At 73.1% G+C, this 18,688-nt stretch carries 19 protein-coding genes; 13 read left to right on the top strand and 6 right to left on the bottom strand.

Going from position 1 to position 18,688, the window contains the following annotated elements; translation table 11 throughout:
* Positions 1 to 6 precede the first annotated feature (6 nt).
* The 7 genes from ACLIRP_RS12675 to argH all read left to right on the top strand — a co-directional run bounded on the left by ACLIRP_RS12675 (position 7) and on the right by argH (position 7,919).
* Positions 7 to 1,140, top strand: coding sequence for a hypothetical protein (locus ACLIRP_RS12675; RefSeq protein ID WP_412060824.1), 1,134 nt, complete (start codon positions 7 to 9; stop codon positions 1,138 to 1,140).
* Positions 1,137 to 2,207 carry an N-acetyl-gamma-glutamyl-phosphate reductase gene (argC, locus tag ACLIRP_RS12670; protein ID WP_412060823.1) on the top strand — a complete coding sequence of 357 codons (1,071 nt, stop codon included), beginning with the start codon at positions 1,137 to 1,139 and terminating at the stop codon, positions 2,205 to 2,207. The genes ACLIRP_RS12675 and argC overlap by 4 nt, the downstream gene beginning before the upstream one ends.
* A 162-nt stretch (positions 2,208 to 2,369) precedes the next feature.
* Positions 2,370 to 3,554, top strand: a complete 1,185-nt coding sequence (locus ACLIRP_RS12665) for an aspartate aminotransferase family protein (protein WP_412060822.1) — start codon at positions 2,370 to 2,372, stop codon at positions 3,552 to 3,554.
* Between the two features lies 1 nt (position 3,555).
* Positions 3,556 to 4,602 carry an N-acetylornithine carbamoyltransferase gene (locus ACLIRP_RS12660; protein ID WP_412060821.1) on the top strand — a complete coding sequence of 349 codons (1,047 nt, stop codon included), beginning with the start codon at positions 3,556 to 3,558 and terminating at the stop codon, positions 4,600 to 4,602.
* Positions 4,599 to 5,423: an acetylglutamate kinase gene (argB, locus tag ACLIRP_RS12655; protein ID WP_412060820.1), complete on the top strand. Its 825-nt coding sequence runs from the start codon at positions 4,599 to 4,601 to the stop codon at positions 5,421 to 5,423. Before ACLIRP_RS12660 ends, argB begins: the two co-directional genes overlap by 4 nt.
* 31 nt (positions 5,424 to 5,454) lie before the next feature.
* Positions 5,455 to 6,546 (top strand): M20/M25/M40 family metallo-hydrolase, encoded by a 1,092-nt coding sequence (locus ACLIRP_RS12650; RefSeq protein ID WP_412060819.1) that lies wholly within the window; start codon positions 5,455 to 5,457, stop codon positions 6,544 to 6,546.
* Positions 6,547 to 6,593: 47 nt separating this feature from the next.
* On the top strand, positions 6,594 to 7,919 hold the full coding sequence (argH, locus tag ACLIRP_RS12645) for an argininosuccinate lyase (RefSeq protein WP_412060818.1): 1,326 nt from the start codon (positions 6,594 to 6,596) through the stop codon (positions 7,917 to 7,919).
* Positions 7,920 to 8,008: 89 nt separating this feature from the next.
* On the opposite strand, the gene ACLIRP_RS12640 is transcribed toward argH, so the two are convergent.
* Both ACLIRP_RS12640 and ACLIRP_RS12635 read right to left on the bottom strand, forming a co-directional pair.
* On the bottom strand, positions 8,009 to 8,587 hold the full coding sequence (locus ACLIRP_RS12640; RefSeq protein ID WP_412060817.1) for a septal ring lytic transglycosylase RlpA family protein: 579 nt from the start codon (positions 8,585 to 8,587) through the stop codon (positions 8,009 to 8,011).
* 166 nt (positions 8,588 to 8,753) lie between these two features.
* A complete protein-coding gene (locus ACLIRP_RS12635; protein WP_412060815.1) occupies positions 8,754 to 10,148 on the bottom strand; it encodes an ammonium transporter in 1,395 nt (464 codons plus the stop codon).
* Positions 10,149 to 10,372: 224 nt separating this feature from the next.
* Here ACLIRP_RS12635 and ACLIRP_RS12630 point away from each other — a divergent pair, with 224 nt between their 5' ends.
* The 3 genes from ACLIRP_RS12630 (at position 10,373) to ribD (ending at position 13,439) form a co-directional block, all read left to right on the top strand.
* Positions 10,373 to 11,065, top strand: a complete 693-nt coding sequence (locus ACLIRP_RS12630; protein ID WP_412060814.1) for a Rad52/Rad22 family DNA repair protein — start codon at positions 10,373 to 10,375, stop codon at positions 11,063 to 11,065.
* 123 nt (positions 11,066 to 11,188) lie between these two features.
* Positions 11,189 to 12,145, top strand: a complete 957-nt coding sequence (locus ACLIRP_RS12625; RefSeq protein WP_412060813.1) for a hypothetical protein — start codon at positions 11,189 to 11,191, stop codon at positions 12,143 to 12,145.
* Between the two features lie 160 nt (positions 12,146 to 12,305).
* A complete protein-coding gene (ribD, locus tag ACLIRP_RS12620; RefSeq protein ID WP_412060812.1) occupies positions 12,306 to 13,439 on the top strand; it encodes a bifunctional diaminohydroxyphosphoribosylaminopyrimidine deaminase/5-amino-6-(5-phosphoribosylamino)uracil reductase RibD in 1,134 nt (377 codons plus the stop codon).
* Here ribD and ACLIRP_RS12615 read toward each other — a convergent pair.
* Complete coding sequence (locus ACLIRP_RS12615) at positions 13,436 to 14,128, bottom strand: hypothetical protein (protein WP_412060811.1); 693 nt, start codon at positions 14,126 to 14,128, stop codon at positions 13,436 to 13,438. The genes ribD and ACLIRP_RS12615 overlap by 4 nt on opposite strands.
* Before the next feature lie 68 nt (positions 14,129 to 14,196).
* Between ACLIRP_RS12615 and ACLIRP_RS12610 the strand changes: the two genes are divergently transcribed.
* Entirely contained in the window at positions 14,197 to 14,799 is a 603-nt protein-coding gene (locus ACLIRP_RS12610; RefSeq protein ID WP_412060810.1) for a riboflavin synthase, read from the top strand.
* A gap of 442 nt (positions 14,800 to 15,241) precedes the next feature.
* Here ACLIRP_RS12610 and ACLIRP_RS12605 read toward each other — a convergent pair whose 3' ends face one another.
* Entirely contained in the window at positions 15,242 to 15,547 is a 306-nt protein-coding gene (locus tag ACLIRP_RS12605) for a type II toxin-antitoxin system RelE family toxin (protein ID WP_412060809.1), read from the bottom strand.
* A gap of 3 nt (positions 15,548 to 15,550) precedes the next feature.
* The gene (locus tag ACLIRP_RS12600; RefSeq protein ID WP_412060808.1) at positions 15,551 to 15,808 is read right to left on the bottom strand and encodes a type II toxin-antitoxin system Phd/YefM family antitoxin; all 258 of its coding nucleotides are present in this window, start codon (positions 15,806 to 15,808) and stop codon (positions 15,551 to 15,553) included.
* 178 nt (positions 15,809 to 15,986) lie between these two features.
* On the opposite strand from ACLIRP_RS12600, the gene miaB reads away from it, so the two are divergent.
* Both miaB and ACLIRP_RS12590 read left to right on the top strand, forming a co-directional pair.
* Positions 15,987 to 17,477 carry a tRNA (N6-isopentenyl adenosine(37)-C2)-methylthiotransferase MiaB gene (gene miaB, locus ACLIRP_RS12595; RefSeq protein WP_412060807.1) on the top strand — a complete coding sequence of 497 codons (1,491 nt, stop codon included), beginning with the start codon at positions 15,987 to 15,989 and terminating at the stop codon, positions 17,475 to 17,477.
* Complete coding sequence (locus ACLIRP_RS12590; protein ID WP_412060806.1) at positions 17,474 to 18,274, top strand: hypothetical protein; 801 nt, start codon at positions 17,474 to 17,476, stop codon at positions 18,272 to 18,274. The genes miaB and ACLIRP_RS12590 overlap by 4 nt, the downstream gene beginning before the upstream one ends.
* Here ACLIRP_RS12590 and ACLIRP_RS12585 read toward each other — a convergent pair.
* Positions 18,271 to 18,669 carry a (2Fe-2S) ferredoxin domain-containing protein gene (locus ACLIRP_RS12585; RefSeq protein WP_412060805.1) on the bottom strand — a complete coding sequence of 133 codons (399 nt, stop codon included), beginning with the start codon at positions 18,667 to 18,669 and terminating at the stop codon, positions 18,271 to 18,273. The genes ACLIRP_RS12590 and ACLIRP_RS12585 overlap by 4 nt on opposite strands.
* Positions 18,670 to 18,688: the final 19 nt, after the last annotated feature.

Raw genomic sequence — 18,688 nt, 5'->3', positions numbered from 1 at the left:
AAAACAATGCCGACTCGACACACCACGACGCTCACCGTCGACCACGTCGCCAGCAGCACCGCCCCGTGCGGGCTCGGCCACACCGTCACGCTCTCCCCCTACGTCGTCGCCGGCGAGGGCTACTGCCTGGCCGTCAGGGCGCTCGACGACAAGGACGTGTACAACCAGCTCGAAGGCGCCGACGGCGTTTTTAGAATCATCCGGCAGGGAGAGACGCTGGTGGGGGCGTTGGGAGAGCGGCAGGCGCTCAAGGGGTACTCGGGCCGGATCCCGCGGCACATCGCGCCGGGCGACGTGCTCCACATCCAGAACATGGGCGGGATCCTGGGGAATGTGGCGATTGCCCACCCCGACCTCGGGCCCGCGCTCCGCGTCGAGGTGCTGGGCGCCGTCGTCGTCGGCGAGCCCGCGCGGCACGCCCGCATCCAGGACGACGCGATCGAGCCGGTCGAGGCGATGCGCACGTCCGCGCCCCTCGTGATGGTGTCGGGCACGGCGATGAACACGGGCAAGACGTACGCCGCCGCCGCGCTCGTCGCGGGGCTGACCGAGCGGGGCCTGCGCGTCGCCGCGGCCAAGCTGACCGGCGCGGCGTTGCAGCGCGATGTCCGCGCGATGGTCGAGGCCGGGGCCGTCGCCAGCGCCAGCTTCGTGGACGCGGGCGCCGTCGCCACGACGGGCCGCGACATGGTGCCGGTCGCCAAGGGCATCATCGGCCACCTCAACGAGGCGGCCCCGGACGTGCTCGTCCTCGAGCTCGGCGACGGCGTCATCGGGCCGTACGGCGTCGACCAGATCCTGGGCGACATGGAGCTCCAGCGGCACACGGCCGTCCACGTGCTCGCGGCGACCGACCTGGCCGGCGCGTGGGCGTGCGACCAGCTGTTCCGGACGCGGTATCGCGCCGAGGTGGGCGTCGTCGTCGGGCCAGCGACCGACACGCCAGTCGGCGTGCGCTACCTCGAGACGTCGCTGGGCGTCCGCGCCGTCAACGCGCGCAGCTCGCCCGACGCGCTGTCGGACCTGGTGGCCGAGGACGTCGACGAGTGGCGGACCGGGCCCGTGCTGGGCCCGGCGACCGGGCCGAACGGCCCGCGCCGCGCGCCGGTCGGGCTCCACGGGACGCAGGTGCCGTCATGAGCACTCTAAAAAACCTCCAGAGAATCGCCGTCCTGCACGGCGCCGGCTACGCGGGCGGCGCGTTGCTGGAGTTGCTGCTCGCGCACCCCCTCGCGGAGGTCGTCGGCGTGACGAGCCGGAGCCAGGCCGGGGCGCCGGTGTGGGGCACGCACGCCCGCTTGCGTGGGCAGACGGATCTGGCGTACGTCGCCCCCGACGATCTCGGGACCGCCTTCGACACCGCCTTCGTGTGCGCCGAGCACGGCCAGGGCGCGCACGCCGTCGCCGCCCTCCGCGCCGCCGGGTTCGAGGGCGTCGTCGTGGACCTGAGCGCGGACCACCGGCTCGACGCCGAGACGTACACCGCCGTCTACGGCCTCGACCACCCCGACCCCGCCGCGCTCGACGGCGCCGTCTACGGGCTGGCCGAGCGGCTGGCGCCCGCGGACGTCGCGGGCGCGACGCTGCTGGCGGCGCCCGGCTGCTTTGCGACCGGCATCAGCCTGGCGCTCGCGCCGCTCGCGGACCTGGGCCCGATGACGGCCTCCGTCACCGCCCTGACCGGCGCGTCCGGCAGCGGCGCCCGGCCCTCGGCCACGACGCACTTCCCGAGCCGCGACGGCAACGTCCGCGCGTACCGCGTCTTCGACCACCGCCACCTCGCCGAGGTGCGGCAGGTGCTCGGGGCGGGCGCCGAGGTCCGGTTCGTCCCCGCCAGCGGGCCGTGGACGCGGGGCATCTGGGGGACGGCCCACGTCGCGACCGGCGCCCACGCCGACGCCATCGACGCCGCGTTCGAGGCGGCGTACGGCGACCGCCCCCTCGTCCGCGTGTCGCCCGGCGCCCTGCCCGAGCTGCTGCCCGTCGTCGGGACGCCGTTCTGCGACGTCGGCTGGGTCCACGGCGACGGCCACGTCGTGGTCGGGTTCGCGCTCGACAACCTGCTCAAGGGGGCGGCGGCGCAAGCGGTCCAGCTCTTCAACCTCGCCCACGGCTGGCCCGAGGCGCTGGGGCTCCTGCCCGGAGTGGCGGCCCCGCTGGCGTCTCCCATCCCGGTTACCGAATCCCACTCACCTGTGTCATCCTGAGCGAAGCGAAGGATCTCAACGCCAGCCTGTTCGGCCTGACATCCGCGACAGATGAGCTGGGACCTTGGCGTCGAGATCCCTCGCAGGCTCGGGATGACACGAGTGGGGCGAACGCTCGCCTCCCATCGCCAACCCCGCATTCCGGAGTCCGCCCTTCGATCCATGACTGACCTGACACCCATCTCCAGCGCCGACGCGATCGCGCTCGAAGACGCCGTCACCCTCCCGACGTACGCCAAGCCACCGATCGCGCTCGTGCGCGGCGAGGGGACGACGGTCTGGGACGCCGACGGCCGCGCCTACCTCGACTTCTACGGCGGCCACTGCGTCGCCCTCCTGGGCCACTGCCCGCCGCGCGTGGTCGAGGCGATCCGCCAGCAGGCGGGCGACTTGCTGTTCTACTCGAACGCGATGTACAGCCCGGTCCGCGCTGAGGCGTCAGCGGCGCTCGTCGCGCTCGCGCCCGAGTCGCTGAGCCGCGTGTTCTGGTGCAACTCGGGGACCGAGGCGAACGAGGCCGCGCTCAAGCTGGCGCGGACGGCGACCGGCCGGACAAAGGTGGCCTCGTGCACCGGCGGCTTCCACGGCCGCACGTTGGGCGCGCTCGCGATGACGCACGGCGACGGCTACCGCGCGCCCTACCTCGACATCCTGCCCGAGACGACGTGGCTCCCCTTCGGCGACGCCGACGCGGCGCGTGAGGCGTTGGCGGGCGGCGACGTGGCCGCCCTCTTGATCGAGCCCATCCAGAGCGTCGCGGGCATCACTGAGGCGGAGCCGGACTACTACCGCGCGTTGCGCGAGGTCTGCGACGAGACCGGCACGATGCTGGTCTTCGACGAGGTCCAGACCGGCGTCGGGCGGACGGGCACGTTTTTGTACGGCGAGCACGTCGGCGTCGTGCCGGACATGAGCACGCTCGCGAAGAGCCTGGGCGCAGGCGTGCCCGTCGGCGCCGTGTTGGTGAGCGAGGCGATCGCGTCGGGCGTCCGGCCCGGCGACCAGGGCACGACGTTCGGCGGCGGGATGCTGGCGATGGCCGCCGTCATCGCCGCGCTGGAACAGCTCGTGGACGACGATCTGATGGCGCGGGCGACGGCCATCCACGACCGGCTGGCGACCGGTCTCGGCGCGATGCCGGGCGTCGTCGAGATTCGGGGGAAGGGCTGCCTGATCGGCGTGGCGCTCGACCGCCCGGCGGCGCCGGTCCGCGACGCGATGCGCGCGGCAGGCGTGCTCGTCGGCACCTCCGGCCGGCCCGACACGCTCCGCCTGATGCCGCCGCTGACGACGACCGACGCCGAGATCGACGCCTGCCTGTCTGCCCTCTCAAACGCCCTCTCCTGAAATGCCCGACCTCACCTCCTGGACCGACGCCGCACCCGGCGACTGGGACGCCTGCCTCGACCGCGCGCGGTGGCACCGCGCCAACCGTGGGTGGACCCAGAGCGCCGCCGGCAAGGCGCTCGGCCTCGTCTTTTTCAACCCGTCGCTCCGCACCCGCGCCTCGATGGACCTCGCGGCCGCGCACCTCGGGGCGCACGCCATCACGCTCACGCCCGGCGCTGGCACGTGGGGGTTGGAAACCCGCGACGATGTGGTGATGGACGGCGACGCCGCCGAGCACGTCCGCGAGGCCTTCGGCGTCCTGAGCCGCTACGTCGACGCGCTCGGCGTCCGCACCTTCGCCACGCTCACCGATGCGGACGCCGACGCCCGCGACGCCGCCTTTCGGGCCGTCGTCGACGCCTCGACGGTCCCCGTCGTCAACCTTGAATCGGCCCGGTGGCACCCGTGCCAGGAACTGGGCGACGCGGCGACGGTCTCGGACCTCCTCGGCGATCCGCGCGGCCAGAAGCTCGTCCTGCGCTGGGCGCCGCATCCCAAGCCGCTGCCCCGCGCCGTCCCCAACTCGGCGCTGCTGATGGCGGCGCGGCTGGGCATGGAGGTCATCGTCTCCCGCCCCGACGGCTTCGGGCTCGATGACGATGTGCTGGCGCTGGCGCGCGAGGCCGCGTCGCGGTCCGGCGGGTCCGTCACCGAGTCGGCCGACCGCGAGGGCGCGCTGTCCGGCGCCCGAGTGGTCTACGTCAAGGCGTGGTCCGGCAGCTCGGTCTACGCCTCGCCCGAGCACGAGGCCGGCCAGCGCGCCCGCCACGCCGACTGGCGGCTCACGGGCGACGACCTGACGCGCACGAGCCGCGCGCACGTGATGCACTGCCTGCCCGTCCGCCGCGGCGTCGTCCTCGACGGCGACATCCTCGACGGGGACCGCGCCGCGCACCTCCTACAGGCCGAGTACCGGCTCCACGCGCAGAAGGCCATTCTGGAGTGGGTCTGGGGATTGGAGGCGGGGGCGTCCGCAGGCGCCAGCCGGTCGGGGGTGCGGGCATGAGCGAGTCGCCGTCGATGGCACCCGGGGCGAGCGCCGACGGGGCCGGCACGCCCCAGTCCATCCCCAACACCGTCGTCAAGCTCGGCGGCGCCGTCCTGGCCGACCCCGCCGCCCTGGCGGCCGTCTTCGCCGGGCTGGCGTCGGGCGACGTGGTCGTGCACGGCGGTGGGCCGCAAGCGACGGCGCTCGCGAGAACACTCGGCCACGAACCGACCGTCGTCGCGGGGCGCCGGGTGACAGGCGACCTCGACCTCGACATCGCGCTGTATGTCTTGCGCGGCGCCCTCAACGCCCGGCTCGTCGGCGCCGCCCGCGGGGCTGGCGTCCGCGCCGTCGGCGTGTCCGGCGCCGACGGCGCGCTCGTGACCGTCTCGCGCCGCCCGCCGCACACGATCGACGGCGAGACCGTCGACTTCGGGCACGTCGGCGACGTGGAGGCGGTCGACACGGCGCTGCTGAGGGCGCTCGCGGGCGCGGGCTTCGTGCCCGTCGTCGCGTCGGTCTGCGCAGACGCCAGCGGAGCCCTCTTCAACGTCAACGCCGACACCGTCGCGGCGGCGCTGGCGGCGGCGCTCGGCGCCCGGCTCGACCTGGTGACCGAGGCGGGCGGGGTCCGCCGCGCGGCCGCCGACCCCGATTCGGGGATCCGCCAACTCAGCGGCGCCGAGATCGACGCGGGCGTGTCGGCGGGGTGGATCGCGGGCGGGATGCGGCCCAAGCTCGAAGTCGCCCGGAGCGCGCTCGCGGCGGGCGTGTCTTCCGTCCGCGTCTGCGCCCCGGCCGATGTCGGCCGCGACGGCGGCACCGTCGTCACGCTCTGAGAACCGCACCCTGCCGCTTGCCTCGCCCTCCATGCCCTCTGTCGTAGACCTCCACGCCGACCTCGTCGCCATCCCGTCCGTCACCTTCGACGAGGCGGCGGCGGCGGACCACGTCGAGGCGTGGGCGCGCGGCGTCGACGGGCTGACGGTCGGCCGCGACGGCGATAGCGTCTGGGCGGGCCTGGGCGACGGCGACGATCTCCTCTTGCTGGCGTCGCACCTCGACGTGGTGCCGCCGAGCGAAGGCCACCCGTACCCGCCGTTCACCCCGACGACCGTCGACGGCAAGGTCTACGGGCGCGGCGCCGTCGACGCCAAGGCGAGCGGGGCGGCGATGCTGGCGGCGCTGGCCCGGCTCGCGGGCGAGGGCTGGCGGCCGGAGCGCGGCCGGCTCGTCGTGGCGCTCACCGAGTGCGAGGAGGCCGGCGGGCTCGCGCGGAACGGGCTCGCACGCCTGCGCCGGACCATCTTTGGACACGCGCTCCCCGAGATCTCTGCCGCCGTCATCGGCGAGCCGACGGAGCTGCTGCCGTGCCTGGCGCAGAAGGGGCTGCTGGTCCTCAAGGCGACCGCGCACGGCCGCACCGCCCACGCCGCGCGCGCCCACCTCGGCGACAACGCCTTGACGCGTGCGGCCCGCGACCTCGTCGCCGTCGACGCCCTCAGCTTTGACCGCGTCGACGACTTGCTCGGGGACACGACGGTCACCGCGACGACCATCAAGGGCGGGACCGCCAGCAACGTCGTCCCCGACCGCTGCCGGTTCACGCTCGACGTCCGCTCGACGCCCGCGTACACGCACCCCGAGCTGACGGCGCTCGTGGCGGAGGCGTTGGAAAGCGCCGTCGAGGTCCACTCCGACCGGCTCGTCCCGTGCGCCACCGCCGCCGACGCCCGCGTCGCTCGCGCCGCCGGCGCCGCGCTCGCGGGCCTCGGCCGCGACGCCACGCCCTTCGGCAGCCCGACGGCGTCGGACTGGTGCGTCGTCCCCGACATGCCCGCCGTCAAGATCGGGCCGGGCCGCAGCGAGCTCTCCCACACCGCCGACGAGCACGTCGAGTTGGCTCAACTGACGGCCGCCGTCGATGTCTACGCCGAGATCGCTCGGCGGTATTTCCACTAGTCCATAGACCGTGGAGCGTGGGGGCGCTCCGACCCATCCCTGACCCCATGTCTGAATCCACGACCCACGACCCACGCTCCACCACGCCCATCTGGTCGAAGGGCACCGCCGCCGAGGACTGGGTGACCCGGTTCACCGTCGGTGAGGACTGGCGGTGGGACACGATCCTGCTGCCGTACGACCTCGACGGCACGCGCGCGCATGCCTGGGCGCTCGGCCGGGCGGGCGTGCTGACCGACGCCGAGGTTAGCGAGGTCGGGGACGCGCTCGACGGCATCCGCCAGCGGTGGGAAGCGGGCGAGGTGACGGTCCGCGTCCAAGACGAGGACATGCACACCGTCATCGAGCGCGAGCTGACGGCCCGGCTCGGCGACGCGGGCAAGAAGATCCACGCCGGGCGCTCCCGCAACGACCAGGTGCTGACGGCGCTCCGTCTCTGGCTCCGCGACGCGCTCGCCGACATCGCGGGCGGGGTGGGCGCCGTCGGCGCCGCGCTCGCGGACCACGCCGACGCCGGACAATCCCTGCTGATGCCCGGCTACACGCACGGCCAGCGCGCCATGCCGACGACCGTCGCCGTGTGGGCCGCCGGCTACGCCGACCTGCTGGCGGACGACCTCGGGACGCTCGCGGCGGCGCGCCAGCGGGCGAACGCCTCGCCATGGGGCAGCGCCGCCGGATACGGCATCCCCGTCCTCGACCTCGACCGCGACGGCGTCGCCGAGCGCCTCGGGTTCGACCGCGTCCAGGCGGTCGCGGCGGTCCAGCTTTCGCGCGGGAAGGTGGAGGCCGACGCGGTCCACGCGCTCGTCCAGATCGGGCTGACGCTGAACCGGCTCGCGAGCGACCTCGCCCTCTTCGCAACCTCGGAATACGGGTTCGTCATGCTCCCCGTCGAGCACACGACCGGCTCGTCGATCATGCCGCAAAAGCGCAACCCCGACGTGCTGGAGCTGGCGCGGGCGACCGTCCACCGGCTCACCGCCGAGCTGCACGTGTTGCTGACGCTGCCCGCGAACCTGGCCGGCGGCTACCACCGCGACCTCCAGCTCACCAAAGAGGCGACCGTGCGGGCCGTGCTCGCGACGCGCGACGTGCTGTCGGCCGTCGCCGCCGTGCTCCCCGGCATTGCGTGGCAGCCCGACGCCATGCGCGCGGCGCTGTCGCCCGACTTGTTCGCGACGGCTGAGGCGCTGCGCCGGGTGGAGGCCGGGACCCCGTTCCGCGACGCCTACCGCGCCGTCGGCACGGACCTCGGCTCGCTCTCCGTGCCCTCCGACGCCGACGCACTGGCGGCATACGCGAGCGACGGGACACCGGGGAACGTGGACGTTGCCGCGCTCCGCCAGCGGCTGACAGCGGCCCGCGGCTGACGCCGGCCGGCCCGGCCGCGGTGCGGGACTGGAAGGTGCGGGACTGGAACACGACTGGGCCAGCCGGTTCGACGGCCCCAGCTGGGTGGCTACCCGCGCGCGCCGCCCAGTCGCTCCATGGACACCGTGCCGGTGCCCCGCTTTGTCAGGCCGATGGCGTCGGCGGCGGCGCGCGACAGATCGAGCACGCGGTCGCCGTGGAAGGGCCCCCGGTCGTTGACGCGGACGACGACGCTCTCGCCGGTCCGCTCGTGCGTCACGCGGATGCGCGTGCCAAGCGGCAGGGTCCGGTGCGCAGCCGTCAGGCCAGAGGGGTCGAACGGCTCGCCCGAGGCGGTCGGGTTGCCCGCGAGCTCGCGGCCGTAGTAGCTGGCGAGGCCCGAGCCGACGGGCGTGCCGGCCTCTGCGGTCGGCGCGGCCTCCGCCTCGGTTTCGTTGTTGCGGTGGCTGACGAGGGCGACGGGTACCTCGGCGGCGGGCACGTCCGGGACGATCACGCGAGCAGGCGCCTCGATGGCGACCTCGGACTGGGGCGCGGGGGCGCTGATCGTGACGCCGGCGCCGGCCGCCAGCAGCGCCGCGCTCGTCACGACGGCCGCCCGGCGGCGGGCCCCGGCGATCCGGGACGCGACGCGGCGCACGCGAGAGGGGGAGGTCGGGGTCGTCATGGGTCGTCCGTCTGTTCACTCCGATGGGTGCACAGACCATTCCGGGCGCCCGCAGAATACGATCCTTCACCGGGTCATCACTCGGATCCCCCGTCGTGCGCCGTTCTGTCGCGCATTGCGCCAGTCTGTCGCGCCGGATCGGCAGGTCTGTCCTCGATTCTCTCCATCAGGCGCGGGCTTTCGGGGGCACCGAGAACGGGGTCCGGAGGGCAGCGGAGGCTTCGAGCTGGACGGCGTCGAACCGGAACGCGGGGTTCGTGTCCCCCGCCTCCAGGCGCTCGTCGACGGGCGCGGCGATCAGGAACTCCGGGTAGGCGACCGTCCCGTGCTCGTGGAGGTCGAGACCGGCCGACTCGCCCGTCTCGTCGATGCGGAGGCCCATCGTCGCGTCGAGCGCCGTGAATACGAGCCATGACAGGGGGAAGGCCCACGCGAACGCGGCGACCACGCCGATTGCCTGCACTCCGAGCTGGGCGAGCGACGGGCCCTCGGCGGCGAACAGCGCGACCGCCAGCGTCCCCCACACGCCGCTCACGCCGTGCACCGCGACCGCGCTCACCGGGTCGTCGATCACGCGCGCCAGCGCCTCGGTCGCGTAGACCACGAGCGCGCCCGCGACGAGCCCGACGGCGAGGGCGCCGATCGGCAGCACCACGTCGCACCCGGCGGTGATGCCGACGAGCCCCGCCAGCACGCCGTTCAGCGTCATCCCGACGTCCGGCACACCGCTCCGCCACCACGTCACAGCCATCGCGGCGACGGCGCCCGCGCCGGCCGCCAGGAACGTGTTCGCGGCGATCAGCCCGATGGCTGGCGAGCCGGCCGTCGTGGACCCGGCGTTGAACCCGAACCACCCGAACCACAGGATGAACACGCCCAGCGCCGCCAGCGGCAGGCTGTGGCCGGGGATGGCCACCGGGTCGCCGTTCTCGTCGAGCGAGTCGGCCCGGCGGCCGACGACGAGCGCGCCCGCCAGCGCGGCCCACCCGCCGACCGAGTGGACGACCGTCGAGCCGGCAAAGTCGAGGAAGCCCAAGCCTTCCAGCCAGCCGCCGCCGGCGAACAGCCCGCCCCACGCCCACGACCCGAACACGGGGTAGATCAGCCCGACGACGAGCACGGAGAAGACGAGGTACGCCTTGAAGTTGACGCGCTCGGCGACGGCGCCTGACACAATCGTCGCGGCGGTCGCGGCAAAGACAGCCTGGAAAAAGAAGAAGACGTAGGTCCACGCGGGGTCCTGCCCCTCGATCCCGAGCAGGGCGAACCCGCCCGTCCCGACGATGCCACCCAAGCTGGGCCCGAACATCACGCCGAAGCCGACCAGGAAGAACACGACGGCGCCCGCCGAGGCGTCCATGACATTCTTCATGATGATGTTGGCCGCGTTTTTGGCCCGCGTCAGCCCAGTCTCGAGGAGGGCGAAGCCAGCCTGCATCAGGAACACCATCGCGGCCGCGAGCACGACCCAGACGACGTCGAGGTTGACCTGGACGGCGGCGGCGCCCTGTGCGAACGCGGCGGTGGGGAAGAGGAAGGCAAGGGCGGGGAGGGGCCTCATAGTTGAAGGTGGGGGACTGGTTTTGCCTCAGGGACGGGCGATACTAAGTGCCCGCAGCCTCTGTTGTCAACATATTTGGCTCGGTTCTCCTCTGTTTGGTAGTCTGGTAGCGCTTTTCTCCGTTGTTCGTTAGCCGATCCCGCGCGGAAGAGGTCGGCCGCGCGCTGTGACAGAATGGTGTCGCCGCCCCGTCCGAGCTTGCGGGACACTCTCACAGCGATCCGATGAAGGCCTCCGAACTCCGCCGCCTCGCCGCCCCCTTCCCGCCCGCCGACGTCGAGTGGAAGCCGGGCGCGACGACGCGCGACAAGTCCAAGGGGTTGGCGATGGCCTACCTCACCAGCCGCGCCGTTCAGCAGCGCTTCGACGACGTGTGCGGCCCGGCCGACTGGCGCAACGAGTTCCGCGAGGGCCCCGGCGGCGGCGTGCTGTGCGGGATCTCGGTTCGCGTCGAACGTGACGACGGCACGGCCGAGTGGGTGACCAAGTGGGACGGCGCCGACAACTCGGCGGTCGAGGCCGTCAAGGGCGGGCTCTCCGGCGCGACCAAGCGGGCGGCCGTCCAGTGGGGCGTAGGGCGGTACCTCTATGAGTTGCCGGCGACCTGGGTGCGGCTCGACGAGCGGGGCCGGTTCGCGGAGACGCCCCAGATCCCCCGGGCCTTCCTGCCGCGCCCCGAGCCGTCGCGCTCGGAGTCCCAGCCGTCGCGCCCGGCGCCTCCGCCGCGCTCCGAGGGGCGTCCGCAGCCGCCGCGCTCGGCGCCGCCGCCGCGCTCGCAGGGACGCCCGCAGCGGGACGACGAGCGGCGCCAGCGCCCGCAGGGCGGCCGTCCGGGGCCGTCGGGCCGCCCCGGTCCGCAAGTCCGCCGGCCGTCGTCGGGCGACGGCGACGGCCGGCCGGTGGACCCCGGGTTCTAGCCTGGATTTCGGCTCGGGGCACGAAGGAGCCCCGTCGCAGGGTTAGGTCGTCGTCCGTGTCCGACGGCGCTTGCGGAACGCCTCCGCGTACCCGTACTTAAGGTCGGACGTGCCCCCCTCCCTATGACCCCGACCGCGATCCGTGGAGCGATCGCCGCCCTCGTGCTGGGGGCGGTGCCGGTCGCGGCCCAGGGCACCTTCCAGACGCTCGACCCGTCGTACGGCGGCGAGACGGCGCGGCGGGCGTTCTACGGCGGGTTCGCGCTCTCGGGCGAGGCGGCGTATCGCGACGCGGACCTCCTGGACAGCACCGAGCCCGGCGCTCCCGCCCCGGCCGACCTGTCGCTTTCGGCCCGCCTCGACTACGCGCTCCTCCCCCAGGTCGACCTCGCGCTCGTCGCCGACCTGACCGGCGCGGCGCAAGCGGGGCGCCTGGGGCTGAGCTGGGTCGTCGTCAAGCCGTACTGGCACAATGAGGGGACCGACTACGCCGTCCGGCTCGCGGTCGACCCGGTGAGTGAGGGCGGCCTCGGGTTCCGCCAGACCGACGTGGCGTTCCTGTCCACGACCGCGCTCTCGCCGACCGTGACGAGCGACCTCTCGCTCGGCCTGCGTCGCTTGCGCACCGGCTACAGCGACCCCGTCCCCGGCGAGCCGCTCGCCGAGCCCGACGCCGAGCTCTCGCCGGTCGCCAGCACGTTCAACCTGGGGTCGGAGCCCGTCCGCTCGCGGCTCGTGGGCCAGTCGGTCCGTGGGGCGTGGGGCTACAACGTCCTGTTCGACCCGGCGGGCAGTCGGCTCTCGTTCGGGCTCGTCGCCGAGGCCGCGGACTACACCATCTTGCAGACGCGCGACCTCGACACGGTCGACCCGGACCCGGCCGACGAGGAGTCCTCGGACCGCGTGCGGAGCGCCGTCGGGTGGGCCCGCGCCGGCATCGAGTTCAGCCGCCCCTCGTACCAGCTGGCGCCGTTCGTGAGCCTGCCCGTCTTTACGTGGGCCGACGTGCAGGGCGACCCGGTGCGTCACGGCCCGCGCCTCCAGAAGCTCCGCGTGGGCTTGCGGATCACGCTGCGGTAACGGGGGGCTCGCTGCGCTCGCGAGGAAAGAGGAACGGGGGATGAGGAATGGGCAGAGGGATCGGTGGACTCCTCAGTGCGTGGCGGCATTTTGAGCTCCGGGTTTCTCAGCGCCGATGTGGGTGGGGGGCCATCTTCAGTCCCCCAATCCCCCAATCCCCATGACCGAGACCGACGCGATGGACCGGGCGCTTGCGCTCGCCGCGCGCGGCGCCGGTGCCGTGAGCCCGAACCCGATGGTGGGCGCCGTCCTGCTCGGGCCCGACGGCGAGGTCTGGGGCGAGGGCTGGCATGGGCGCTACGGCGGCCCGCACGCCGAGGTCTGGGCCGTCCGCGATGCCGAGCGGAACGGGTTCGGTGACCGGCTGGCAGAGGCGACGATGGTCGTGACACTCGAGCCGTGCAGCCACACCGGCAAGACGCCCCCGTGCGCCGACCTCGTCGTCGCGCGCCGCATCCCGCGCGTGGTTGTCGCCCAGGAGGACCCGTTCCCTGAGGTCGCCGGTCGCGGCATCGCGCGGATCCGAACAGCGGGCGCCGAGGTAGTCGTGGGCGTCCGGGGGGCCCAGGCGCGCGCGCTCAACGCGCCGTTCCTGACCCACGTCCGCACCGGCCGACCGCTCGTGACGCTCAAGGTGGCCGCGACGCTCGACGGCCAGATCGCGACGGCGACCGGCGACAGCCGGTGGGTGACCTCGTCCGAGGCACGCGCCCGCGTCCACCGGTGGCGGGCAGAGCACGACGCCGTGCTCGTCGGGGCCGGGACGGCGAGTGCCGACGACCCCGCGCTGACCGTCCGCCACGTCCCGCTGCCGGCGGGCGCCACCCAGCCGCTGCGCGTCGTGCTCGACCGGACGGGCGCGCTCCCGCCCGAGCTCTCCCTCTTTGCCGATGGCGCTGCGCCCACGCTCGCAGTTGTCGCCGAAGGCCCTCCCCCCGTTTACGCCGACGCACTCCGCCAGCAGGGCGGGGCCGTGCTCGCCATCCCCGAGCGCGACGGCCACCTCGACCTCGGCGCCGTGCTCGACGCGCTCGGGGCGGGGGAGGGGCTCCCGCCCGATGTCCGGCGCGTGCAGTCCGTGCTCGTCGAGGCCGGGAGCGGGCTGGCGACGGCGCTGCTCGCGGGCGGGCTCGTCGACCGGCTGGCGTGGTTCGTGGCCCCGAAGATCGTCGGCGCCGGCACGCCCGCCGTCGGCGACCTCGGCACACACGTGATGGCCGAGGCGCTGGCGGCCGCGAGCGCTCAGTGGGAGACCGTCGGGCCGGACGCGCTGCTGCTGGCGGACCTCCGCTAGCCGTCGGTCGGCGCCACGGCGAACGTCTCGACGTGGAGGTTGAGCGCGTGGTTTACCCGGAGCCCGACGATGCCGTCCGTCCGCACCTCGCCGCGGGGCAGCCGGGCCACCTCGGCGCCGTTGATCGAGAACGCGACCTCAGCTGCGCCGACGTCGACGGCCAGCGTGTTCGCGACGGCGCCGTCGCCGGGCGCGTACGCGACGATCGCGTCGTGCGCGGTCCACGGGACGAGCGTCGTCGTCGCGTCGCCGTCGCGGCGCTTGACCAGGAACTCGCCGCCCTGGCGGATCACGAAGTAGTCGTAGCGTGGGGCGTCGCCGTCGAGGTCCGTCCCGCCGACGAGCAGCCCGAACGCCTCGCGGCGCTCGCCCGGATCGAACAGGTGGACTTTCGTCTCCGCCTGGAATAGGCCCGAGGCGGTGCTCGCGGGGTGCCAGAAGATGCCGGCCGGGCCTGTCGTGATGTGCCACCCCGGCGTCATGTTGACAAAGCGGATGTCGAACGTCGAGTCGGCCCCGACGGTCGGGGTGTGGTGGGCGTCGTCGCCGTGCTCGGCGTGCGGCGCGTCGACGCGAACGGACCACGTAGGCGGCGTCGCGAGGTTCTCGCCCTGGGGCGCGCGCGGGGCGTCCTGGGCAGTAGCGGGGAGGGCGAGGGCGGCGAGGACGGCGAGAAAAAGCGGGCGCATGGCGAGGGGGCGGGGGCTCGGTGCGAAGCTAGGCGTACACGCTGACACCCCCACGCCTGCCCTAATCCATGTTTACCGGCATCATCGAAGAGGTCGGCGAGATCGCCGCCGTGACCCCGCTGGCGGGCGGGCGGCGGTTCCGCGTCGCGTGCTCGTTTGCCGGCGCGCTCCGCGTCGACGAGAGCGTCGCCGTCGACGGCGTGTGCCTGACCGTCGTCGCCCACGACGCGGACGGGTTCGAGGCGGTCGCCGTCGAGGAGACGCTGGCGAAGACGGCGCTCGGCGAGCGCCAACCCGGCGACGGCGTCAACCTGGAGCGGGCGATGGTGCTCGGGGCGCGGCTCGACGGCCACCTCGTCCAGGGCCACGTCGACACGACGGGCGTCGTCGAGTCGGTCGAGGCGCTCTCCGACTCGCACCTCGTCCGCGTGCGCTATCCCGCCGAGGACGCCGCGTTCCTCATCCCGCGCGGCAGCATCTGCGTCGACGGCATCTCGCTGACCGTCGCGCGGCTGGACGACGAGCCGGGCACGTTTGCGCTCGCCATCATCCCGCACACCTGGGACAAGACGACGGCTGGGCGCTGGCGGCCGGACGCTCGCGTCAACCTCGAGTTCGATCTCGTGGGCAAGTACGTGCTCCGGGCGAGTGCGACGGATCGTCATCAGTAATTTCCTGAGGCGACAGGACGAGACGGCAGATCAGGGTAGAGTCCCCCGTGTCTGGGATATGTGTGTGTCAGTCGGGTCCTGGCCCGAAGTGGCCGAGATGTCAGGAATGGGCGGTTGGCACGGGTCCTGCAAGGAGGGTCTGTACACATGCCCCCTGGCTCCGTGACCTCTCTCTTCCCGTCCCGTCTCCCCGACCTGTCGGCCATCGCCCTCCGCCTCGGTGCCCTCACCGCTGCCGCCGCCGGCGTTGTGCTCTTCTAGCTCGGCCCGTCTCTCAGTTTTCGATCCCCGACTCGAGCGTCGGATCCTTTCGGCTCGCCCCCGCCCTTCTCTAGAGCCTGCCGCCCCATCTCTTCGGCACCCTCCGATCGCTCGAATCCCCGCCGCCCCGGTAGGCCCCGTAAGGCCCGCCGGGGCGGTGGACTGTTTGGGAGGCACGCCGCTAAGCCTTTGGGGGCGGAAGCGTCCGTGAGATGAGATCGTCGACCCGCTGGTAGACCTCCTTGCGGTCGCCGATGCGGATGATGTGCACGACCAAGCGGGCGTCTTGGATCTGGTAGAGGATCCGATAACTGCCGGCGCGGACGCGGTAGATCTTCTTTGCCGAGTCGATCGTTTTCAGGCCCCGAGGTCGGGGCTGATCGGCGAGCTGGTCGATCGTCGCTTCGAGCGAGCGAATAACACGTGGGGATGCCTTGTGGAGCGCTTTGGTCGCGTTCCGTGACAAGACGACTTCATAGCGGGCCATAGTCTAGAGACCGCGCTTTACCTCCTCCCAGGGGATGTACTCGGCGTCCGGGTCGTCGAGGATGCGTTGGACGTCCTCTCGGTCGATCTCGTCCTCGATTCGGTCGATCAGCCGCTCCAAGATGCGGAGATCCTCGATCGAGACGAGGGCGGCGATGGGTTTGCCCCGGCGCGTCAGGACGACGCGCTCGTGGCCGTAAGCGGCGCGGTTCAGAACCTCAGAGAACTGATTGCGCGCCTCGACGGTGGTGACGGCAGACACGGGGTGGAGGTATAGGCGGGAAAGGTTTGGGCGCCGCCGGGGGTATCGGCAGAACTGCGTTTAGCAAGTGTCTGAAACGTACGTTTGAGGCAGTTCGTTGTCAAGCCCGTCTCCACGGCGATCTAGCCCGGAGGCGGGGGACGCCGGCGGTAGCTTGCGGCCGGAATCCGCCCCGGACATGCAGCCCATCGCCGACCTCGACGTTCTCGCCCCGGTCTCGTCCGCGCCCGACGCGCGCGGCGCCGACGCCCCGCACACCGTCCCCGCCAGCGCCGGCACCAACGGGCGGAGCGTCTTTATCGAGACGTATGGCTGCCAGATGAACGTGGCCGACTCCGAGCTGGTGGCCTCGATCTTGGGCGGCGAGGGCTACGCGCTCGTGGCCGACGAGGCGGACGCGGACGTGGTCCTGATCAACACCTGCGCGATCCGCGAGAAGGCCGAGGACCGCGTGCGGGGGCGGCTGACGCACGTCCGCAGCCGCAAGGAGCGCGAGCGGGCGGCGGGTGGTCGCGACGTCCAGATCGGCGTGCTCGGCTGCATGGCCGAGCGCCTGCGGTCGAAGCTGCTGGAGCAGGAGCGACTCGTCGATCTCGTCGTCGGGCCCGACGCGTACCGCGACCTGCCGCGCCTGCTGGCGGAAAGCCGGGAGACCGGCCAGGCGGCCGTCAACGTGCAGCTCTCGCGCGAGGAGACGTACGCCGACCTCGCGCCGGTCCGCTACGACACGAACGGCGTCACGGCGTTCGTCTCCATCATGCGCGGCTGCGACAACATGTGCGCCTTCTGCGTCGTCCCGTTCACGCGCGGACGCGAGCGGAGCCGGCCCGTCGCCAGCATCCTGTCGGAGGTCGGCCAGCTCGTCGACGCCGGGTACAAGGAGGTGACGGTGCTCGGCCAGAACGTCAACTCGTACCGCGTCGAGGCGGGCGGGCACGCGGTCGACTTCGCGGAGCTGCTCTACCGGATCTCCCTCCTCAGCCCCGAGCTGCGGATCCGCTACTCGACGAGCCACCCCAAGGACTGCTCCGACGCGCTCCTGCACGTCCACCGCGAGGTCCCGACGGTCTGCGACTTTATCCACCTGCCCGTCCAGCACGGCAACTCGGACGTGCTCAAGCGGATGCGCCGGACGTACACGCGCGAGCACTACCTCGACTTGGTCGAGCGCGCCCGGTCCATCGTCCCCGACATCGCGTTCTCGACCGACCTCATCTCGGGCTTCTGCGGCGAGACCGACGCCGAGCACGCCGACACGCTGTCGCTGATGGACGCCGTCCGCTACGACCACGCGTTCATGTTCGCGTACTCCGAGCGGCCCGACACCTTCGCCGCGCGCAAGTACACCGACGACGTGCCGGAGGCCGTCAAGAAGGCGCGGCTGAGCGAGATCATCGCGCTCCAGAAGGGGCACGCGCTCGCGAGCCACCGCGCCAAGGTGGGGCGCGAGGAGGTCGTGCTGGTCGAGGGGACCTCGAAGCGGAGCGAGGCCCAGCTCCGGGGCCGGACCGACACGAACCACATGGTCGTCTTCGACCGCGCCGCCGGGCTCGCCGAGGGCGACTACGCCGTCGTCCGCGTCGACGACTGCACGAGCGCGACGCTGCTCGGCTCGGTCGTCCGCGCGACGACGCTCGCCGACGCCGTGTGCCAGCCGGTCGCGGCATGACCGGCCTACGCGCCGCCGCCGCGCTCGCGGCCCTCGCGCTCGTGGCCGCCGCCAGCGCCCAGACGGTCGAGGTCGGCGGATGGGCGTTGGCCGAAGGGGCCGTCGTCCGGAGCGCGTCCGTGACCGGCCTTGAGGCCGTGGTCCGGGGCCCTGGCGGCGAGGTCGCGTTCGGCCGCCGGGCCCTAGAGGTCGCCACGACGACCATCGATCGCGTCGAGGCGGGGCGGCTGATGCGGGCGGTCCAGCGGCTGGAGTCGGCCTCGGCCAAGGCGACCGTCGACGGGGCCCCGGCGCCTCCCGGCGACCCCGACCCGCTGCTCCACCGCGCGGTCGTCATCGAGCGGACCGCGGACGGCTGGCGCAAGCGGGCCGATGGCTGGCAGCCGACGCCGGACCAGCTGGCCGCGCTCGACGAGGCGATCTCACTCGACGACGCCGAGTACCCGACCCGAATGACAGTGGGCGAGACGGTCGTCGTGCCCGACAGCGCGCTTCGGGCGGTCTACCTCGGCGCCGCGCCCGGCCCGCACCGACTCACCGTCCGGCTCGACAGCGTCGGCACGTTCGAAGGCGGCCCCGCCGCGTTCCTCACCCAGACCGTCGGCGTCACGGTCGGCGACCCGGGCGAGACCATGCGCATGGACATGACGGCCCGGATCGTCCGCCGGCTCGACTGGCGCCTCGATGTGCGGACGGAGTGGGAGGGCCCGGTCCGCTTCGAGCAGGGCGGGCTCGTCATCGAGGGGCGGATGACGCAATCCGCGACGCAGACGGCGACCCTGCCCGACGACCGCTAGGCGCTCTCGCCGGCCGGCGCCGGAAGCGGATGCTGGGCGATGAGCAGGTCCTCGACCACGCGCCCGCCGACGAGGTGCTCCTGGATGATCCGCTCCAGCGCCTCCGGCGTGCACGAGTGGTACCACGCGCCCTCGGGGTAGACGACCGCGATCGGGCCCCGCAAGCAGACGCGCAGGCAGTTCGCCTTCGTCCGGTAGACGCCGCCGGCCTCGCTCAGCCCGAGCTCCTTGAGGCGCCCCTTGAGAAACGTCCACGAGGCCAGGCTCGCCTCGCGGTCGCAGCACTTCGGCTTCGAGGCGTCGGCGCAGATCAGAATGTGGCGCTGGATCGTCGAAATGCCGAGCGCGTCGACCTGCTTGGCAAGCGCGCGGTCGGCCTTGGTGGACTCGGGCATCGGAACGGTGCGGCGGGCG

This window comes from Rubrivirga halophila, assembly GCF_046845755.1.
Lineage (GTDB): Bacteria > Bacteroidota > Rhodothermia > Rhodothermales > Rubricoccaceae > Rubrivirga.
This window is presented reverse-complemented; position numbering and strand designations above follow the sequence as displayed.

Excerpts from the sequence above, each read along its gene's own strand:
- ACLIRP_RS12675 (WP_412060824.1), top strand. The coding sequence starts at position 7 with ATGCCGACTCGACACACCACGACGCTCACCGTCGACCACGTCGCCAGC.
- argC (WP_412060823.1), top strand. The coding sequence starts at position 1,137 with ATGAGCACTCTAAAAAACCTCCAGAGAATCGCCGTCCTGCACGGCGCC.
- ACLIRP_RS12665 (WP_412060822.1), top strand. The coding sequence starts at position 2,370 with ATGACTGACCTGACACCCATCTCCAGCGCCGACGCGATCGCGCTCGAA.
- ACLIRP_RS12660 (WP_412060821.1), top strand. The coding sequence starts at position 3,556 with ATGCCCGACCTCACCTCCTGGACCGACGCCGCACCCGGCGACTGGGAC.
- argB (WP_412060820.1), top strand. The coding sequence starts at position 4,599 with ATGAGCGAGTCGCCGTCGATGGCACCCGGGGCGAGCGCCGACGGGGCC.
- ACLIRP_RS12650 (WP_412060819.1), top strand. The coding sequence starts at position 5,455 with ATGCCCTCTGTCGTAGACCTCCACGCCGACCTCGTCGCCATCCCGTCC.
- argH (WP_412060818.1), top strand. The coding sequence starts at position 6,594 with ATGTCTGAATCCACGACCCACGACCCACGCTCCACCACGCCCATCTGG.
- ACLIRP_RS12640 (WP_412060817.1), bottom strand. The coding sequence starts at position 8,587 with ATGACGACCCCGACCTCCCCCTCTCGCGTGCGCCGCGTCGCGTCCCGG.
- ACLIRP_RS12635 (WP_412060815.1), bottom strand. The coding sequence starts at position 10,148 with ATGAGGCCCCTCCCCGCCCTTGCCTTCCTCTTCCCCACCGCCGCGTTC.
- ACLIRP_RS12630 (WP_412060814.1), top strand. The coding sequence starts at position 10,373 with ATGAAGGCCTCCGAACTCCGCCGCCTCGCCGCCCCCTTCCCGCCCGCC.
- ACLIRP_RS12625 (WP_412060813.1), top strand. The coding sequence starts at position 11,189 with ATGACCCCGACCGCGATCCGTGGAGCGATCGCCGCCCTCGTGCTGGGG.
- ribD (WP_412060812.1), top strand. The coding sequence starts at position 12,306 with ATGACCGAGACCGACGCGATGGACCGGGCGCTTGCGCTCGCCGCGCGC.
- ACLIRP_RS12615 (WP_412060811.1), bottom strand. The coding sequence starts at position 14,128 with ATGCGCCCGCTTTTTCTCGCCGTCCTCGCCGCCCTCGCCCTCCCCGCT.
- ACLIRP_RS12610 (WP_412060810.1), top strand. The coding sequence starts at position 14,197 with ATGTTTACCGGCATCATCGAAGAGGTCGGCGAGATCGCCGCCGTGACC.
- ACLIRP_RS12605 (WP_412060809.1), bottom strand. The coding sequence starts at position 15,547 with ATGGCCCGCTATGAAGTCGTCTTGTCACGGAACGCGACCAAAGCGCTC.
- miaB (WP_412060807.1), top strand. The coding sequence starts at position 15,987 with ATGCAGCCCATCGCCGACCTCGACGTTCTCGCCCCGGTCTCGTCCGCG.
- ACLIRP_RS12590 (WP_412060806.1), top strand. The coding sequence starts at position 17,474 with ATGACCGGCCTACGCGCCGCCGCCGCGCTCGCGGCCCTCGCGCTCGTG.
- ACLIRP_RS12585 (WP_412060805.1), bottom strand. The coding sequence starts at position 18,669 with ATGCCCGAGTCCACCAAGGCCGACCGCGCGCTTGCCAAGCAGGTCGAC.